14 protein-coding genes are annotated in these 15,477 nt (G+C 71.1%); 5 read left to right on the top strand and 9 right to left on the bottom strand.

Annotated elements, in window-relative coordinates; genetic code table 11:
- The first annotated feature begins 113 nt into the window (after nucleotides 1-113).
- Nucleotides 114-1,460, top strand: a complete 1,347-nt coding sequence (locus ACIQTP_RS03175) for an ammonium transporter (RefSeq protein WP_403395690.1) — start codon at nucleotides 114-116, stop codon at nucleotides 1,458-1,460.
- Nucleotides 1,457-1,795 carry a P-II family nitrogen regulator gene (locus tag ACIQTP_RS03180; protein ID WP_101405245.1) on the top strand — a complete coding sequence of 113 codons (339 nt, stop codon included), beginning with the start codon at nucleotides 1,457-1,459 and terminating at the stop codon, nucleotides 1,793-1,795. The genes ACIQTP_RS03175 and ACIQTP_RS03180 overlap by 4 nt, the downstream gene beginning before the upstream one ends.
- Here ACIQTP_RS03180 and ACIQTP_RS03185 read toward each other — a convergent pair.
- From ACIQTP_RS03185 to ACIQTP_RS03220, 8 genes are all read right to left on the bottom strand, one after another.
- The gene (locus ACIQTP_RS03185; RefSeq protein ID WP_403395693.1) at nucleotides 1,689-2,774 is read right to left on the bottom strand and encodes a WxL protein peptidoglycan domain-containing protein; all 1,086 of its coding nucleotides are present in this window, start codon (nucleotides 2,772-2,774) and stop codon (nucleotides 1,689-1,691) included. The genes ACIQTP_RS03180 and ACIQTP_RS03185 overlap by 107 nt on opposite strands.
- Before the next feature lie 86 nt (nucleotides 2,775-2,860).
- A complete protein-coding gene (locus tag ACIQTP_RS03190; RefSeq protein WP_403395696.1) occupies nucleotides 2,861-4,210 on the bottom strand; it encodes a beta-xylosidase in 1,350 nt (449 codons plus the stop codon).
- Between the two features lie 275 nt (nucleotides 4,211-4,485).
- A complete protein-coding gene (locus ACIQTP_RS03195) occupies nucleotides 4,486-4,962 on the bottom strand; it encodes a hypothetical protein (protein ID WP_403395698.1) in 477 nt (158 codons plus the stop codon).
- 304 nt (nucleotides 4,963-5,266) lie between these two features.
- Nucleotides 5,267-6,073: a GNAT family N-acetyltransferase gene (locus tag ACIQTP_RS03200; RefSeq protein WP_403395700.1), complete on the bottom strand. Its 807-nt coding sequence runs from the start codon at nucleotides 6,071-6,073 to the stop codon at nucleotides 5,267-5,269.
- 42 nt (nucleotides 6,074-6,115) lie between these two features.
- Nucleotides 6,116-7,378, bottom strand: a complete 1,263-nt coding sequence (locus ACIQTP_RS03205; RefSeq protein WP_403395703.1) for an MFS transporter — start codon at nucleotides 7,376-7,378, stop codon at nucleotides 6,116-6,118.
- Nucleotides 7,375-8,703, bottom strand: coding sequence for a GH1 family beta-glucosidase (locus tag ACIQTP_RS03210; protein WP_403395705.1), 1,329 nt, complete (start codon nucleotides 8,701-8,703; stop codon nucleotides 7,375-7,377). The genes ACIQTP_RS03205 and ACIQTP_RS03210 overlap by 4 nt, the downstream gene beginning before the upstream one ends.
- 172 nt (nucleotides 8,704-8,875) lie before the next feature.
- Nucleotides 8,876-9,142 carry a protealysin inhibitor emfourin gene (locus ACIQTP_RS03215; RefSeq protein ID WP_054235461.1) on the bottom strand — a complete coding sequence of 89 codons (267 nt, stop codon included), beginning with the start codon at nucleotides 9,140-9,142 and terminating at the stop codon, nucleotides 8,876-8,878.
- 32 nt (nucleotides 9,143-9,174) lie between these two features.
- Entirely contained in the window at nucleotides 9,175-10,248 is a 1,074-nt protein-coding gene (locus ACIQTP_RS03220) for a M4 family metallopeptidase (protein ID WP_402036298.1), read from the bottom strand.
- A 353-nt stretch (nucleotides 10,249-10,601) separates the two neighbouring features.
- Between ACIQTP_RS03220 and leuA the strand changes: the two genes are divergently transcribed.
- The 3 genes from leuA to ACIQTP_RS03235 all read left to right on the top strand — a co-directional run bounded on the left by leuA (nucleotide 10,602) and on the right by ACIQTP_RS03235 (nucleotide 14,523).
- Nucleotides 10,602-12,323 (top strand): 2-isopropylmalate synthase, encoded by a 1,722-nt coding sequence (gene leuA / locus ACIQTP_RS03225; RefSeq protein WP_403395709.1) that lies wholly within the window; start codon nucleotides 10,602-10,604, stop codon nucleotides 12,321-12,323.
- 218 nt (nucleotides 12,324-12,541) lie between these two features.
- Nucleotides 12,542-13,237 (top strand): TerB family tellurite resistance protein, encoded by a 696-nt coding sequence (locus ACIQTP_RS03230; protein ID WP_403395711.1) that lies wholly within the window; start codon nucleotides 12,542-12,544, stop codon nucleotides 13,235-13,237.
- A 125-nt stretch (nucleotides 13,238-13,362) separates the two neighbouring features.
- Complete coding sequence (locus ACIQTP_RS03235) at nucleotides 13,363-14,523, top strand: exo-alpha-sialidase (RefSeq protein ID WP_403396083.1); 1,161 nt, start codon at nucleotides 13,363-13,365, stop codon at nucleotides 14,521-14,523.
- Nucleotides 14,524-14,534: 11 nt separating this feature from the next.
- On the opposite strand, the gene ACIQTP_RS03240 is transcribed toward ACIQTP_RS03235, so the two are convergent.
- A complete protein-coding gene (locus tag ACIQTP_RS03240) occupies nucleotides 14,535-15,470 on the bottom strand; it encodes a dihydrodipicolinate synthase family protein (protein WP_403395713.1) in 936 nt (311 codons plus the stop codon).
- Between the last annotated feature and the right edge of the window lie 7 nt (nucleotides 15,471-15,477).

Raw genomic sequence — 15,477 nt, forward strand, 5'->3', positions numbered from 1 at the left:
AACCCCCACGCAATACGAAACACGCCGGAAACGCACACGTGCACAACCGGAAACGCGAGCCCGTGACTCTCTGACGACGCCCCCGCACCCGGGAGAACCGAGGAGAGCCGTCCGTGGAGTTCGTGGAGACCGTGCGTACCGTCGACACCGTGCACCTGGCTGCCGCCGCCCGCCTCGACAGCGGCGACACCGCCTGGCTGCTCGCCGCCACCGCCCTCGTTCTCCTGATGACCCCGGGCCTGGCCCTCTTCTACGGCGGCATGGTCCGCACGAAGAGCGTCCTCAACATGCTGATGATGAGCTTCGTGTCGATCGCCCTGGTCACGGTGGTGTGGCTGGCGGTCGGGTACTCGCTCGCCTTCGGGGACGACGCCTTCGGGGGGCTCGTCGGCGGCCTGAAGCACGCGGGGATGGGCGGTATCGGGCCGGACAGTGTGCACGGGACCGTGCCCACCCTTCTCTTCGCCACCTTCCAGCTCACCTTCGCGATCATCACCGCCGCGCTGGTCAGCGGGGCGATCGCCGACCGGGCGAAGTTCGCGGCGTGGCTGGTGTTCGTGCCGGTCTGGGCGCTGCTCGTATACGTTCCCGTCGCGCACTGGGTGTGGGGACCGGGGGGCTGGGTCCTGGCGAAGCTGGGGGCGCTGGACTTCGCGGGCGGGCTGCCGGTCGAGATCACCTCCGGCGCCTCCGGCCTGGCTCTCTGTCTCGTCCTCGGCCCCCGTCTCGGCTTCAAGAAGGACGCCATGCGGCCGCACAACCTGCCGATGGTGATGCTGGGCGCGGGATTGCTGTGGTTCGGCTGGTTCGGCTTCAACGCCGGGTCCGCGCTGGGCGCCAACGGACTCGCCGCCGCCGCCTTCCTCAACACCCTCGCCGCCGGCTGCACCGGTCTGCTCGGCTGGCTGTTCGTCGAGCAGAAGCGCGACGGCCACCCCACCACCCTCGGCGCCGCCTCCGGCGCGGTCGCGGGCCTGGTGGCCATCACCCCGTCCTGCGGGTCCGTCTCGCTGCTGGGCGCGCTGGTCGTCGGTCTCGCCGCCGGTGTCGTCTGCTCGTACGCCGTGGGCTGGAAGTTCAAACTGAACTACGACGACTCGCTGGACGTCGTCGGCGTTCACCTGGTCGGCGGCATCATCGGCACGCTCCTCATCGGTGTCTTCGCCGACGCGACGATGACGGGTGGTGCCGAGGGGCTGCTGTACGGCGGTGGCTTCGGGCAGCTCGGCAAGCAGCTGGTGGCGGTCGTGGCCGTGGGGGCGTACGCCTTCACCGTCACGTACGGCATCGGGAAGGTGCTCGACCGGGTCATGGGGCTGCGGGCGGACGAGGAGCACGAGCACACCGGCCTGGACCTTACGGTGCATGCCGAGACCGCTTACGATCACGGGGTCCTGGGCCACGGCGCCCCGGTCTCCTCATCCCTCCCCACCGCTCAGAAGGCCAAGGCCCAGGCATGAAGCTCATCACCGCCATCGTCAAGCCGTACCGTCTCGACGAGGTCAAGACCGCTCTGCAGGAGCTCGGCGTGCACGGGCTGACCGTCTCCGAGGCCAGTGGTTACGGGCGCCAGCGCGGCCACACGGAGGTCTACCGCGGCGCGGAGTACCAGGTGGACCTGGTCCCCAAGGTCCGTATCGAGGTCGTCGTCGAGGACGCGGACTCGGAGGCCGCGATCGACGCGATCGTCAACGCCGCACAGACGGGGAAGATCGGCGACGGGAAGGTGTGGGCCGTACCGGTCGAGACGGTCGTACGGGTACGGACGGGCGAGCGCGGCCCCGACGCGCTCTGAGCCACCACGGTCGGGTACCGCTCCCGCGCGCTGTGAGCGGCCACGGGCCGCTGCCGCCCCTGCGCGCCCTGATCACCACCACGGCGGCGATGATCCCCACGCCCACCACCGCTGCCATCAGCCACGGCAGCGCGAAGAACGACGTGCTCGCCGACTCCCGGGTGCCGGGCGCGCTGGCCGTCAACGTCACGTGGCCCCAGTCGAGTTGGGGCGCCCCGTGCCACGGCTCGGTCAGCCGGACCCGTTGCCCCGGCAGCAGCTCCGAGGGGATCTTCGTGAGCCCCCGGGACAGCAACGTGCGCCCGAAAAGGCCCTCGGCCCTGAGCCGCACCTTCGGGTTCAGGGTGACGTTCCCGGTGTTGTGGAGGGTGTACGAGATGGTGGCGCCGCTCTCGCCGAGGCCGGGGACCAGCGGCTGGTGGTGGCTGATGCGGACCTTCTCGACGGCGAGGGCGGGGACGGTGGGTCCGCCGACCCGGAGGTAGATCCGGGCGCCGACCGCCCGTTGCACCGCCACCGCGGACGTCGCCGCGTCTGAGCGCTCGAGGCGCTCGTCGAGTGCGACCAGAGCGCCCGGATGGTCGCCGGGTTCGGCCTTCTCGGGCACCCGGAGGGTGAACGGCACGGTCACCGAACCGTGCGCGGGCACCGTCACCCGGGAGCGGGCGGGGTGCGCCCACGCGCCGACCCCGAGCTGTTTCTCCTTCACCGTCCGCACCGCGAACCCGCCGTCGCGCGCGGTGTTGTACGCGTCGGCGGCGTACAGCCGGAAGGTCAGCGGGGCGCCGGTCTTGTTGGCGACGGTGACCTTGTCCCGGAGGGTCTGTCCGGGGTCGGCGGAGAGATAGAAGTACGGGCGGGCCGCGATCTGCGTGGAGACGGGGTAGACGGACCAGCTGCCGTTGTCGGCGGCGTACGAGGCGGGCGTGGCGAGCGCGAGAAGGAATACGGACAGGATGAGGACGTACAGCTTGCGCATGGGTGCGGACCCCCGCGGACGTGGGTGGACAGACCCTGGGCGGACGGGCGGGTGCGCGCCCGGCCACCGGGGTGCGGAGGGGTGGGTCAGGTGAGCGTCAGCGTGAGCACGCCGGAGTAGGAACCCGGCGGGGTGAACGCCGGTACGTCCAGCGACAGCCCGGCGTCGACGGTGAACTCACCACCGGTGAGTGCTCCGTTGGGGGTGGACGCCAGCGTCGCTCCCGCACCGCCCACCGCGCCGGACGAACCGGCCTGGCAGGTGCTCGGGCTGCCCGCCTTGGTCGCGCAGGCGGGGGTCCAGCTCAGCTTCCCGGCGTCGATCTTGGCGCCGGGACCGGTGAAGTCGGTGACCTTGCCGGTCAGGGACCAGCCCGCGGGTCCGCCGCGGAAGTCCTTGACGGTCACCGTCCGCAGGGCCCCGGTCGAGGCCCCGCCCTTGCCGAAGTCCACCGCCGACAGCTGGACGGCGTCCCCGGCCTGGGACATCGACAGGGTTCCCGCCTTCACCGTGGTGGTGAGCTTCTGGGAGCCCGCGGGGATCGGGGTGTCGTCGACGACCACGTACGCCGCCGGCCCCGCTCCCTTGGTGTCGCTCCAGCTCGCGCCCTCGTACGCCACCACACCGGTCGTCGTCCTGTCGTTGACGGCCAGCGTGCCGCTGATGGAGCCCTGTGCGTCGGCGGTCGTGGTGGCGGTGTCGGCGGTCTGGGTGGTCCCCGACCGTCCGGCGAGGGTGACGCTCGCGCCCGGGGTGAAGTTGCTGCCGGTGACGGTCACGCTGTCACCGGGCTTCCCGGAGGCGGAACCGAGCGAGATGGCACGGTTGTTGGTCTGGGTTCCGTCCGTCGCGGTGATCGTCCCGGAGACCGGGGCGGGCGGGTTGGTGACCGTGCAGGGGGTGTCCAGTTCCAGGATGTAGCTGGTGTGGATGTTGTAGTCGCCGGGCGCGAGGGTGATGGCGCCCGGGCTGGTGACGGTGAAGGTGCCCGTCATGCTGAACCCCGGGAAGGGCGCGTTGCCCGCCACCGGGTCGTTCTTCCTGGGGCCCGCGACCGTGACGTCTCCCGTCTGCGCGCCGCCGAGGGCGACCTTGCCGGTGGGCGTCATGATGTCGGCGGGCAGGGCGAGGGCGGTCGGGTTGTTCGCGGCGGGCGTGACCACCCTGTACGTCACGGTGACGGTGTCACCGACCTTGGGACTGGGGTTGTCCACCGTGATGATCGCGGTGGTGGTGCCGTCGATCGGCGGGATGCCCGCGATCGCCGGCGGGATGCAGTGCGTGGCGAAGTCCACGTTCTGGGAGTCCGCGGCCGCGGCGCCCGCCGGGGCCGCCAGCGCTCCTCCCGCGGTGACCGCCAGCGCGGTCACCCCGAGCAGTGCCGCCCAGCGGCGTCTTCGGGCGTGCGAACCCCTGGTTCCCCTGTGCGTTGCCATGTGCCCCCTCCTGAGGGATGCGGGCGCAGCGGCTCGTCTGCGCCGACAGGGGGCCATTGATGTGCGGGTTGTGTGAGAAGTCAATGGAGGCCCCGGACGGCGACTGATGGGCCATCAGGTTGTGTCAATATCACCAACTGGACACCCCTGTAGGCCAGTTGAATGTCGCCAGGCGGTTGTTCAGGCATTTGTTCAGGTATTTGTTCAGGCAGTACGAGGACCGGTGCCGCCGCGCGCAGACGACACCGGTCTTCACGGATGCGCTGTGGCGGGGCTCAGCTGAAGACGAACGGGCCCGGCGCCTGCGCCGCGCTCGCGGTGCACGTGATGGTGATGCCGAAGACGACCATCTTCAGCGAACCACCGTACGCGTCGAGGCTGTCGCCGGAGGCGACGGTGCCGCTGAGCGGGCCCACCGTGACCCCGCCGCCCAGCGGGATGGCGGGATTCTTCGTGCCGGTGAACGCGACGGATCCGCCGCCGGACTTCGCCATGGTCAAGGTGGAGGCGATGGAGTCCTGCGCCAGCGCGATCGGCGCGGTGATCGAGGTGGAGCTGAGGGTGATGGTCGCGGCCGTGCCGTCCTGGGTGGCGGTGAGGGTGGCCGCGCCACCGCCGCCGATCGTGCAGGTCGCGTTGATGGTCGCGGTGAGCGGGGTGACGGCCGCGGCGGTCGGCGCGAGAGCCAGGCCGGTCGCGGCGAGGGTGCCGGCGGCTAACGCCGCGGCGATTCCGAATTGCTTGCGTCTCATCGGGTTCCCTTCCCTTGTGGGGGAATTGCCATGTGGGGATGGAGGGACGGAACCGTCTGCTCAGAGGCCGGGGCCGGGCACACGGACGCGTCACCGGTGAACGCCGGTGCGGGTGCGGAGAGATGTGTACACGGACCGTCCGCGAGCGGGGTGCGGGACGCCAGCGGCGGCGTTTCTGACGGTCCGTCGGAACTAGCGGTTCCATTGATGCGCGAGCGGCTTGGGATTGCAAGGCATGCCGGGCGGTTTCTTCAGGGGTTGTCGAAAGTGGCCGAAGTTCGTCCCCGTTCCCCGTTCTCCGCTCCTACACGAGTTCCGCGATCAGCGCCGTCGCCACCGTCCGGAACCCCAGACGGCCGTACATCCGCGCCACGTCCTCGTCCCCGGCCGACAGGAACAGCGTCTCGACGTCCCGCTCCCGCGCGTCGGCCACGAGGGCCGCGGTCACGGCGTACGCCAGTCCGCGGCGCCGTGCGGCGGGCAGGGTGCCGACGCCCGCGATCTCGCTCACGCGGCCGACGGGCAGATGCATCCCGGAGCAGACCACGACGCCGTTCTCGACCGCCGCGGCCAGTACGGTGCGGCCCACGCGGATGCGGTCCACGGCGGCGGGCACCTCGGCGGCGTGGGCGGTGATCTCGGTGGCCAGTTCGCCGGGTCCGGCCTCCCCCACCGCCGTGCCCGGCGCCGCGAACGCCACATGCGGCACCGCCAACGCGCCCGCCAGGAACGGGTCTTCGGGGTCCAGGACGCGGACCAGGGGGTGCGGGTCGGGCAGCGGCGCGTCCTCGTCGCGGATCATCAGGGGATGCGCGTGCACCCGTAGCCCCGTCGCCTCGACCGCCTCCCGCAGGCCCGGCGTCACCTCCGCCACCCACTCGAAGGCCTCCGGCACACACAGTTCCCGCTGCCGCGCCCGCACCCGTTCGACGTCCTCGGCGGTGGCGGCCGGGCCCGTCCACTCCAGGGTGGGGCGCGCGTAGTAGGGCCAGCCCGTGGCCTCCCGTACGAAGAGGGTGAGCGGGCCGAAGTCCTCCGCCCGCGCGGCGGCGCGCGGCACCGAGTCGTAGTAACGCTCAAGACGGTCGAGGGATGCGTTCACAGTCGTCATGGCGCCATCCAAGAGGAACACGGATGCCGGTGGCACCTGAATTCATTCCACTCCCCTGATCCGCCCCACCAGCAGCGCCCCCGCCAGCCCGATCACCGCCGCCATCAGGTACAGCACCCGGTAGCCGCCCAGATACGTCACGATCGGTGCCGCCAGGGCGGGGGCGGCGACCTGGGGGAGGGCGTTGGCGACGTTGATGACGCCGAGGTCCTTGCCGCGGTCCAGGGCCTTGGGCAGGACGTCCGTCATCAGGGCGAAGTCGACGGAGGTGAAGACGCCGAAGCCGATGCCGAGGACCGCCGCCGCGACGATCGCGCCCGGCCAGGTCTGCCACCCGGAGAGGACCGCCGTCGCCACCGCCATGAGGACGCCCGACCAGATCACGAACGGCTTGCGGCGGCCCACCCGGTCCGACCACACCCCGCCGACCACGACCGTCGCGAGGAGAGTGACGCCGTTGACCGCCGTGAGGATCAGTACGCCGTTCTCGGGGTCGTCGTAGTGGAGCCGGTCGCGGAGGTAGTACAGGAGGTAGAGCAGCACCAGGGCGTTGCTCAGGTTGATCAGGAAGCGGGTCAGCCAGGCCCAGGCCAGGTCCGGGTGGCGGCGCGGGCTCAGCCAGAAGGAGGCCGCGAACGTGCGCCAGGACCAGGCGGGCCGGGCCGCGGCAGGCAGCCGCAGGTCCTCGTAGCGCAGTACGTACGGCAACACGCCCACCAGCGTGAACACCGCGCACGCCGCGTAGCCGCCGCCCACACCCCCCGCCGCCGTCGCCAGCCCCGTCCCGCCGACCACGCCCAGGATCTGTGCCGCGCCCAGCCAGCCGCCCACGGAGCCGCGTTGGAGCCGTGGCACCCGGTCGGGGACGGCCGCGGTGATCGCGGCGAAGGCGGCGTTCAGGGTGAGCTGGACCAGGCACCAGCCGGCCGCCATCGTCCAGACCCCGCCCGCTCCCGCCAGGAGCAGCAGGAAGAGGGCGCCGCCCGCCGAACCCGCCACGATCCACGGCGTACGGCGGCCCCAGCGCGCCGTCGTCCGGTCGGACAGCGCGCCGAAGAGCGGGTTGGCGACCAGCGACACCACCGCGCCCGCGCCCGTGACCCACGCCAGCATCGTCTCCTTCGACATGCCGGTGCCGGGCGCGAAGTCCTCCGCCTGGGAGGCCAGCAGGATCTGCAGCGGGCCGTACCAGCCCACCCAGATCGCCCCGTTGGCGAGCGAGAGCGCCGAGGTCCAGCCCCGGCCGACCCGCTCGACGGGCTCGGCGAGCGCCCCCACGTTCGCGACGGGGTCCGCCGCCGTCATCCCCGTGCCCGCAGCGCGTCGCGCAGCCAGCCGTACGACGCCTTCGGGGTCCGCTTCAGCGTGTCGTAGTCGACGTGGACCAGGCCGAAGCGCCGCGCGTACCCCTCCGCCCACTCGAAGTTGTCCAGCAACGACCACACGAAGTACCCGCGAACGTCCACGCCCTGTTCCAACGCCCGGTGCAGCGCCCGGACATGGCCGTCGAGGAACGTGATCCGCTCCTGGTCGTCGATGCCCTCGTAACTGCAGCCGTTCTCGGTGATGACGACCGGCGGGAGGCGGTCCCCGTAGCGCTCGCGGAAGCCCACGAGCAGCTCGGTCAGCGCCTCGGGGACCACCGGCCAGCCGAAGTCGGTGACCGGGTAGCCCGCCAGTTCCCTTACGGAGAAGGGGAGTTCGGCGGGCAGGGTCAGTCCGCTGAACTCGATCTCCGCGCCCTCGGGGGCGCCCACCTTGGTCGGCTGGTAGTAGTTGATCCCGTACCAGTCGATCGGCTCCGCGATGACCTTCAGATCCGCCTCGACATCGCCCGGCATCAACTCCCTGATGCCGTCCGGGTATTGGCCCAGCAGCAACGGGTCCGCGAACAGGCGGTTGAGCAGGAGGTCGTAGAAGTCGGCGGCCTCCACGTCCTCGGGCCGCTCGGAGGCCGCCCAGGTCGGGCCGTGCGAGTTGGCGATGCCGATGTCCGTGACGCCGGCCGCGCGCAGGGACCGGACGGCGAGGCCGTGGGCCAGCAGTTGGTGGTGGGCGACCGGCAGCGCGTCGAACAGGAGCTGTCTACCCGGGGCGTGGGCGCCGAGCGCATGGCCCAGCAGGGTGTGCTCGGCGGGCTCGTTGAGGGTGATCCACTTCTTGACGCGGTCGCCGAGGCGGCCGGCGACGACACCGGCGTACTCGGCGAAGCGCTCGGCCGTGTCCCGGTGCAGCCAGCCGCCGGCCTCCTCGAGCTTCAGCGGGAGGTCCCAGTGGAAGAGGGTCGGTACGGGGCGGATGCCCGCCGCGACCAGGGCGTCCACCAGGCGGTCGTAGAAGTCGAGGCCGCCGGGGGAGTTCACGCGGGGCCAGGAGATGGAGAAGCGGTACGCGTCCACGCCGAGGTCGGCGAGGAGAGCCACGTCCTCGGGGTAGCGGTGGAAGTGGTCGCAGGCCACGTCCGCCGTCGAGCCGTCCTTGATGTGGCCGGGTTCGGCGGTGAAGGCGTCCCATACCGACGGGTCGCGTTCGGCCGCGGCTCCCTCGATCTGGTGGGCCGAGGTGGACACGCCCCAGAGGAAGCCGGGCGGGAACTGCGGTAGGGGGTTCGTCGCCATGCGCGCGATCATCCGTACCGGCAGTAAGGGAAGTCAACGGGTTGGTGTGAACTGGGAGTTACGGCTTCTGGGGCGCCCATACGGAGGGGCGGTGCGGTGGGTTTCGCGGCTGCGGGCCGGTGGGGGCTGGGTGCGCCCACGCGGCGGAGCCGCATATGTCGCGGCCCCGCGCCCCTGAAGGGCGCTACGCGCCCTCCTTCAGGACCCGCACGATCAGTTGGCGCTGTTCCTCCGTCAGTCTCGGGTCGGCGGCGTAGACCGTTTTCCCGTCCACCGTGATCTCGTAGCTGAAGCCGTCGGGGACCCCGGCGGGGCGTGTGCCCTGGCCGGAGGCGATCGCCTGCTCGGCCAGGGCGTGCCACTCGGGGGCGTCGGAGCGCCCCGAGGTGTCCACCTCGGCATGGCGCTCGATGCCCGCGAATCCGCCCGTGCGCCTTACCTGAATACGCATGGGTCCTGTCTAGTACGTGTGGGACGCCGAAGCTACGACGTCGGCACCCCGACCTGTTCCCAGGCCTTGGTGACGGACTGGAGCTCCTCGCCCTCGCCGTACCGGCTCCTGGCCTGCGCGACCGTCAGCTTGGCGAAGTCGGAGAAGCTCGCCTGGGACTGGAGTTCGCCGCCGGTGAGGACGTCGTACCAGATCTGCCCGGCGCGCTCCCAGGCGTGGCCGCCGAGGGCCTGGGCGACCAGGTAGAAGGCGTGGTTGGGGATGCCGGAATTGATGTGGACACCGCCGTTGTCGCGGCCGGTCCTCACATAGCCGTCCATCGTCGCGGGCTGCGGGTCCTTGCCGAGCACGTCGTCGTCGTACGCCGTGCCGGGCTCCTTCATGGAGCGCAGGGCCTTGCCGGTGACGCGCGGCGCGAGCAGGCCCGCGCCGATCAGCCAGTCGGCGTCGGCGGCGGTCTGGCCGAGCGTGTACTGCTTGATCAGCGAGCCGAAGACGTCCGACATGGACTCGTTCAGGGCTCCCGGCTGTCCGAAGTAGGTGAGGTTCGCCGTGTACTGGGTGACGCCGTGGGTCAGCTCGTGGCCGATGACGTCGACCGGGATGGTGAAGTCGAGGAAGATCTCGCCGTCGCCGTCGCCGAACACCATCTGCTCGCCGTTCCAGAACGCGTTGTTGTAGTCGACGTCGAAGTGGACGCTCGCGTCGAGGGGCAGGCCCTCGCCGTTGATCGAGTTGCGGGCGTAGGCGTTCAGGTAGAGGTCGAAGGTGGCGCCGAGTCCGGCGTAGGCGCGGTTGACCGTGGCGTCCTTGCCGGGCTTGTCGGCCTCGCCGCGGACCTTCTTGCCCGGCAGGTCCTGGTGGTGCTTGGCGTCGTAGATGGTGCGCTGCGGTTTGTCCGCGGGCGCGCCCTGGGGCGGGGCCGCGGTGGGCGCGCCGATGACCGTGGTCAGCCGGCGGTGGGTGCGTTCGAAGGCGTCGCGCTCCAGGGTGCGGCGCGCGGGTCCGGCGAGCGCGGGGTCCTCGTGCTGGGCCAGCGTGTCGAGGATGTGGGGCGGCACGATGGTGCAGAAGACAGGCTCGAAGCCTGCCGGGTTCGCGGTCATGCTCGGCACAATTGCACTGAGTTACCCAGCTGTCACTACCGGCGACCAAGATTGTGTGAAATGCGGCGATAAGGAGCCCATCGGTCCGCTCTTCAGTGGTATGAGGGCTCACTCTGAGTGGCATGCCGCACTTTTTGTCTGTTTTCTTCCTTATGTGGTCACGATCCCGCATACTGATACAGCCCTCCGAAGGGAGCGAGGCTCGGCTAGGCTGCGGAGCATCATGCGTATCGGGCTGCTTCTCCTTAGCTGCCGCGGCGAGGGCCTGTAGTCGAGGCCGACCCCCTCCCCGCGGAGTTCGGCGTTGCGCCGTCGGCCGTCCTTCCGGACACCCTCTGAGGAGCCCACGCATCATGCCGAACTTCCAGCAGTCCACCGCCATGCCGGTTCACAAGTACGGCAGGTACGAGCAGGTGGACATTCCTGACCGCACCTGGCCGGACAACCGTGTCACCGTCGCCCCTCGCTGGCTGTCGACGGACCTGCGGGACGGCAACCAGGCGCTGATCGACCCGATGTCCCCGGCCCGTAAGCGCGAGATGTTCGACCTGCTCGTGAAGATGGGCTACAAGGAGATCGAGGTCGGTTTCCCGGCCTCCGGGCAGACCGACTTCGACTTCGTCCGTTCGATCATCGAGGACGAGACCGCGATCCCGGACGACGTCACGATCTCCGTACTGACCCAGGCCCGCGAGGACCTGATCGAGCGCACGGTGGAGTCCCTGGTCGGCGCCAAGCGCGCTACGGTCCACCTGTACAACGCGACGGCCCCGGTCTTCCGCCGGGTCGTCTTCCGCGGTTCCAAGGACCAGATCAAGCAGATCGCCGTCGACGGCACGCGGCTGGTCATGGAGTACGCGGAGAAGCTGCTCGACGAGCGGACGGCGTTCGGTTACCAGTACAGTCCCGAGATCTTCACCGACACCGAGCTGGACTTCGCCCTGGAGGTCTGCGAGGCCGTCATGGACGTCTGGCAGCCCGGCCCCGGCCGCGAGATCATCCTCAACCTGCCCGCCACGGTGGAGCGTTCGACGCCGTCCACGCACGCGGACCGCTTCGAGTGGATGTCGCGCAACCTGTCCCGCCGCCAGTTCGTCTGCCTGTCCGTCCACCCGCACAACGACCGGGGTACGGCCGTCGCCGCCGCCGAGCTGGCCCTGATGGCCGGCGCCGACCGCATCGAGGGCTGTCTGTTCGGCCAGGGCGAGCGCACCGGCAACGTCGACCTGGTCACCCTGGGCATGAACCTGTTCTCGCAGGGCGTCGACCCGCAGATCGACTTCTCGAACATCGACGAGGTCCGCCGCACCGCCGAGTACTGCAACCAGATGGAGGTCCACGCCCGTCACCCGTACGTCGGCGACCTCGTCTACACCTCCTTCTCCGGCTCCCACCAGGACGCCATCAAGAAGGGCTTCGACGCCATGGAGGCGGACGCCGCCGCGAAGGGCGTCACGGTCGACGACATCGAGTGGGCCGTCCCGTACCTGCCGATCGACCCGAAGGACGTCGGCCGCAGCTACGAGGCCGTGATCCGCGTCAACTCGCAGTCCGGCAAGGGCGGTATCGCCTACGTTCTGAAGAACGACCACAAGCTGGACCTGCCGCGCCGGATGCAGATCGAGTTCTCGAAGATCATCCAGACGAAAACGGACGCCGAGGGCGGCGAGGTCACCCCGAAGGACATCTGGGCGATCTTCCAGGACGAGTACCTGCCGAACCCCGACAACGCCTGGGGCCGTATCCAGGTCAAGGCCGGCCAGACCACGACCGACCGCGACGGCATCGACTCGCTGACCGTCGAGGCCCTGGTGGACGGCGCCGACACGGTCCTGACCGGTACCGGCAACGGTCCGATCTCCGCGTTCTTCGACGCCCTGCAGTCCGTCGGTATCGACGTACGCCTCCTGGACTACCAGGAGCACACGATGAGCGAGGGTGCCTCCGCGCAGGCAGCCTCGTACATCGAGTGCGCGATCGGCGACAAGGTCCTGTGGGGAATCGGCATCGACGCGAATACGACACGCGCGTCGCTGAAGGCCGTGGTCTCCGCCGTCAACCGCGCGGCCCGCTGAGGACTTTGACCGGCACTTTCGGGGCCCCGCCCGCCTTTCGAGGCGGGCGGGGCCCCGTCGTATACCGGCCAATCGGCGTGGAGATCACGGAAAGGTCTCGTCCAAGGTACTGACTCCGCCTCAACAATGTGGCTAACATCACGCCAGCGCGGCGATGTTGCCGTGGGGGTACCTCCCACGCCTCTAAGGCTGTGGGGGAGTTACGGAGGTGTGCGAGCGTGCTGCCAGGATGGGGACGAAACGGTCGTGCAGTGCAGGTTTCCCGCATCCTAGGCACCCGTACCGCGTGGACCACCATGGGGGACGGCGAGTTCTTCTGCCCGGGCTGTGGGGGTGACCGCAACTACCAGCGGCTCACCGGTCGGCGCCGCTTCACCCTTCTGGGCGTGCCGGTCCTGCCGCGCGGCGACACGGGACCCGTCGTCGAGTGCGCCGCCTGCGGCCGCCACTACGGCGCGGACGTCCTCGACCACCCGACCACCACCCGCTTCTCCGCGATGCTCCGCGACGCCGTCCACACCGTCGCGCTCGCCGTGCTCGCCGCCGGCGGCACCTGCTCCCGTACGTCCCTGGAGACCGCGGCGACCGCGGTGCGCTCGGCCGGTTTCGACGACTGCACGGAGGACCAGCTCGGCGCCCTCGTCGAGGCGCTCGCCGCGGACACGGGCCGGATCTTCGGGGAACCGTGCGGGGCGGGCCTCGCCATAGAGCTCCATGAGGCCCTGGACCCGCTGGCGCCGCACCTCGCCGCGACGGGACGCGAATCGATCCTGCTCCAGGGGGCCCGGATCGCCCTGGCGGACGGGCCGTACACCCCCGCCGAACGGGACGTCCTCACCACCGTGGGCGCGGCGCTGACCATCTGCGCGGACGACGTGACGCGACTGCTGGCGGCGGCGCGCACGCCCTCGTAGCGAAGGGCGGAGTGACGGCCGGTGACTCAGGGTACGGTGTGAGCGACACACCGTAACGGAACCCTCGTGCAGCGCGGGGGAGAGCGGGGACCACCCTGAGCCGCAGTCTCGCCGCCGCCCTGGCCATCGGCCTCCTCGCCTCCGGCGCCGGCGTCGCGTCCGCCGCCGCCCCCCGTCCCCGTACCGACTGCGCCTCCTCCGTGCCGTACACCGCGGGCGAGGGCGGCTACGACACCTACCGCATCCCGGCCGTCCTCCCCACCCGCGCCGGCACGGTGCTCGCCTTCGCCGAGGGGCGGCACGACGGCGCGGGCGACAGCGGCCACATCGACGTCGTCCTCAGACGCTCTTTCGACGGCGGCTGTACGTGGGGTCCGCTGCGGGTCGTCGCGGCCGGGGGCGGGGACACCCGGGGCAACCCGGCGCCGGTCGTGGACCCGCGCACCGGCCGGGTCGTCCTGCTCACCTCCTGCAACAGCGGCGCGGTGACCGAGGCGCGGATCATGCGGGGCGAGGTCACGGCGCGCCAGGGCCGCCGCGTCTTCGTCCAGACCAGCCGCGACGACGGCGCGCGCTTCTCCGCTCCCCGGGACATCACGGCCGAGGTGAAGCCGCCGGGCTGGCGCTGGTACGCGACGGGCCCGGGCCATGCGATCGCCCTCAGCCACGGCCCGCATGCCGGCCGTCTGGTCGTCCCCGCCAACCACTCCGCCGCCCCGCCCCAGGGCTCGACCGACACCGGCAGGGAAGCCAAGTACTACGGGGCGCACGCGGTCTACTCCGACGACGGCGGCCGCACCTGGCACCTGGGCTTCAGCGACCGCACCTTCGACGGCCGGGTCGACGCCAACGAGAGCGGCGCGGCCGAACTCCCCGACGGACGCCTGTACTTCAGCGCCCGCGACCAGGGCGGCGCCACCCCCGGCAACCGCCTGGACACCTATTCGAGCGACGGCGGCGAGACCCTGGACCGCCCCTACGCGATCCAGCCCACCCTGAACGACGTCCCCGTCGTCCAGGGCAGCGTCCTCCAACTCCACGGCCTCCACGCCCCGTTGCTCTTCTCGGCCCCCTCCGTACCCACCGCCCGCCGCGCGATGACCCTCTGGCGCAGCACGGACGACGGCACCACCTTCGCCAGGGCGACGACCCTCTCCTCCGCACCGGCCGCCTACTCGGACCTGGTGGACCTCGGGCACGACCGGGTCGGCATCCTGTACGAGACGGGCTCGACACGGCCGTACGACAGGATCGAGTTCCGGCGTCTGCGCCTCACCGCGCCGTAGGGCGCTTCTCGCTAGAGCAGCCCCGCCCCCGCCAGGTACTTCCCCACCCGTTCCACCTCCGCCTCCGACAGCGGCACCTGCGGCTCCGCCGTGGCCGGGCAGGCGATGACGCCCCGCAGGTGCAGCGCCGCCTTGAACGCCCCGAGCGCCGACGAACCGCCGCCCATCCGCGCCGGGCTCCCCACGCCGACCATCCCGAACAACCCGCACAGCCGCTCCTGTTCGGCCCGCGCCCGCTCCCAGTCGCCCCCTCTGCAGAGCCGGTCGAGCCGTACGTACCCGTGCGGGTCGACGTTGGCGAGACCCGGCACGGCCCCGTCCGCCCCGAGGGCGAGCGCGGAGTCGACGACGAGTTCGGACCCGGTGAGAGCGGTGAACCCGGTGATGTCGGGGTGGGCGCGGGCGCCCGTGACGACGGCGCGGAAGGCGGCGAGGTCGCCGCTGGAGTCCTTGAGGCCGCTCAGCACGCCCTCCGCGGCGAGGGACAGGACCAGCTCCGCGCCCAGCTTGGTGTGGACGGACACCGGGATGTCGTAGGCGAAGACGGGCACGGACGAACGGGCGGCGACCAGGCGGAAGTGGCGCGCGGTCTCCGCCGGATGGGTGCGGGCGTAGAAGGGGGCGGTCGCCACGATCGCGTTCGCGCCCGCCGCCGTCACATACGCCACATGGTCCAGCACCCTCGGCGTGGTCATGTCGATCACCCCGGCCAGCACGGGGAGCCGCCCGCTCACATGGGCGACCACCGTCTCCACCACCAGCCGCCGCTGGGCGTCCGTCAGGAACGCCGCCTCCGAGGACGAGCCAAGGACGAACAGGCCGTCGACGCCCCCCTCCACCAGATGGTCCACGAGCCTGATGAGCGAGGGGACGTCCACCTCGCGGTCCGGCGTCAGGGGCGTGCAGACGGGCGGAACGACACCGGTCAGCGGGGTGGGGATCGGCATGAAGACT

This window comes from Streptomyces sp. NPDC090798, assembly GCF_044768965.1.
Lineage (GTDB): Bacteria > Actinomycetota > Actinomycetes > Streptomycetales > Streptomycetaceae > Streptomyces.

Bases quoted from the DNA above. Each gene is read 5' to 3' on its own strand.
- ACIQTP_RS03180 (WP_101405245.1), top strand. From the start codon at position 1,457: ATGAAGCTCATCACCGCCATCGTCAAGCCGTACCGTCTCGACGAGGTC.
- ACIQTP_RS03185 (WP_403395693.1), bottom strand. From the start codon at position 2,774: ATGCGCAAGCTGTACGTCCTCATCCTGTCCGTATTCCTTCTCGCGCTC.
- ACIQTP_RS03190 (WP_403395696.1), bottom strand. From the start codon at position 4,210: ATGGCAACGCACAGGGGAACCAGGGGTTCGCACGCCCGAAGACGCCGC.
- ACIQTP_RS03195 (WP_403395698.1), bottom strand. From the start codon at position 4,962: ATGAGACGCAAGCAATTCGGAATCGCCGCGGCGTTAGCCGCCGGCACC.
- ACIQTP_RS03200 (WP_403395700.1), bottom strand. From the start codon at position 6,073: ATGACGACTGTGAACGCATCCCTCGACCGTCTTGAGCGTTACTACGAC.
- ACIQTP_RS03205 (WP_403395703.1), bottom strand. From the start codon at position 7,378: ATGACGGCGGCGGACCCCGTCGCGAACGTGGGGGCGCTCGCCGAGCCC.
- ACIQTP_RS03210 (WP_403395705.1), bottom strand. From the start codon at position 8,703: ATGATCGCGCGCATGGCGACGAACCCCCTACCGCAGTTCCCGCCCGGC.
- ACIQTP_RS03215 (WP_054235461.1), bottom strand. From the start codon at position 9,142: ATGCGTATTCAGGTAAGGCGCACGGGCGGATTCGCGGGCATCGAGCGC.
- ACIQTP_RS03220 (WP_402036298.1), bottom strand. From the start codon at position 10,248: ATGACCGCGAACCCGGCAGGCTTCGAGCCTGTCTTCTGCACCATCGTG.
- leuA (WP_403395709.1), top strand. From the start codon at position 10,602: ATGCCGAACTTCCAGCAGTCCACCGCCATGCCGGTTCACAAGTACGGC.
- ACIQTP_RS03240 (WP_403395713.1), bottom strand. From the start codon at position 15,470: ATGCCGATCCCCACCCCGCTGACCGGTGTCGTTCCGCCCGTCTGCACG.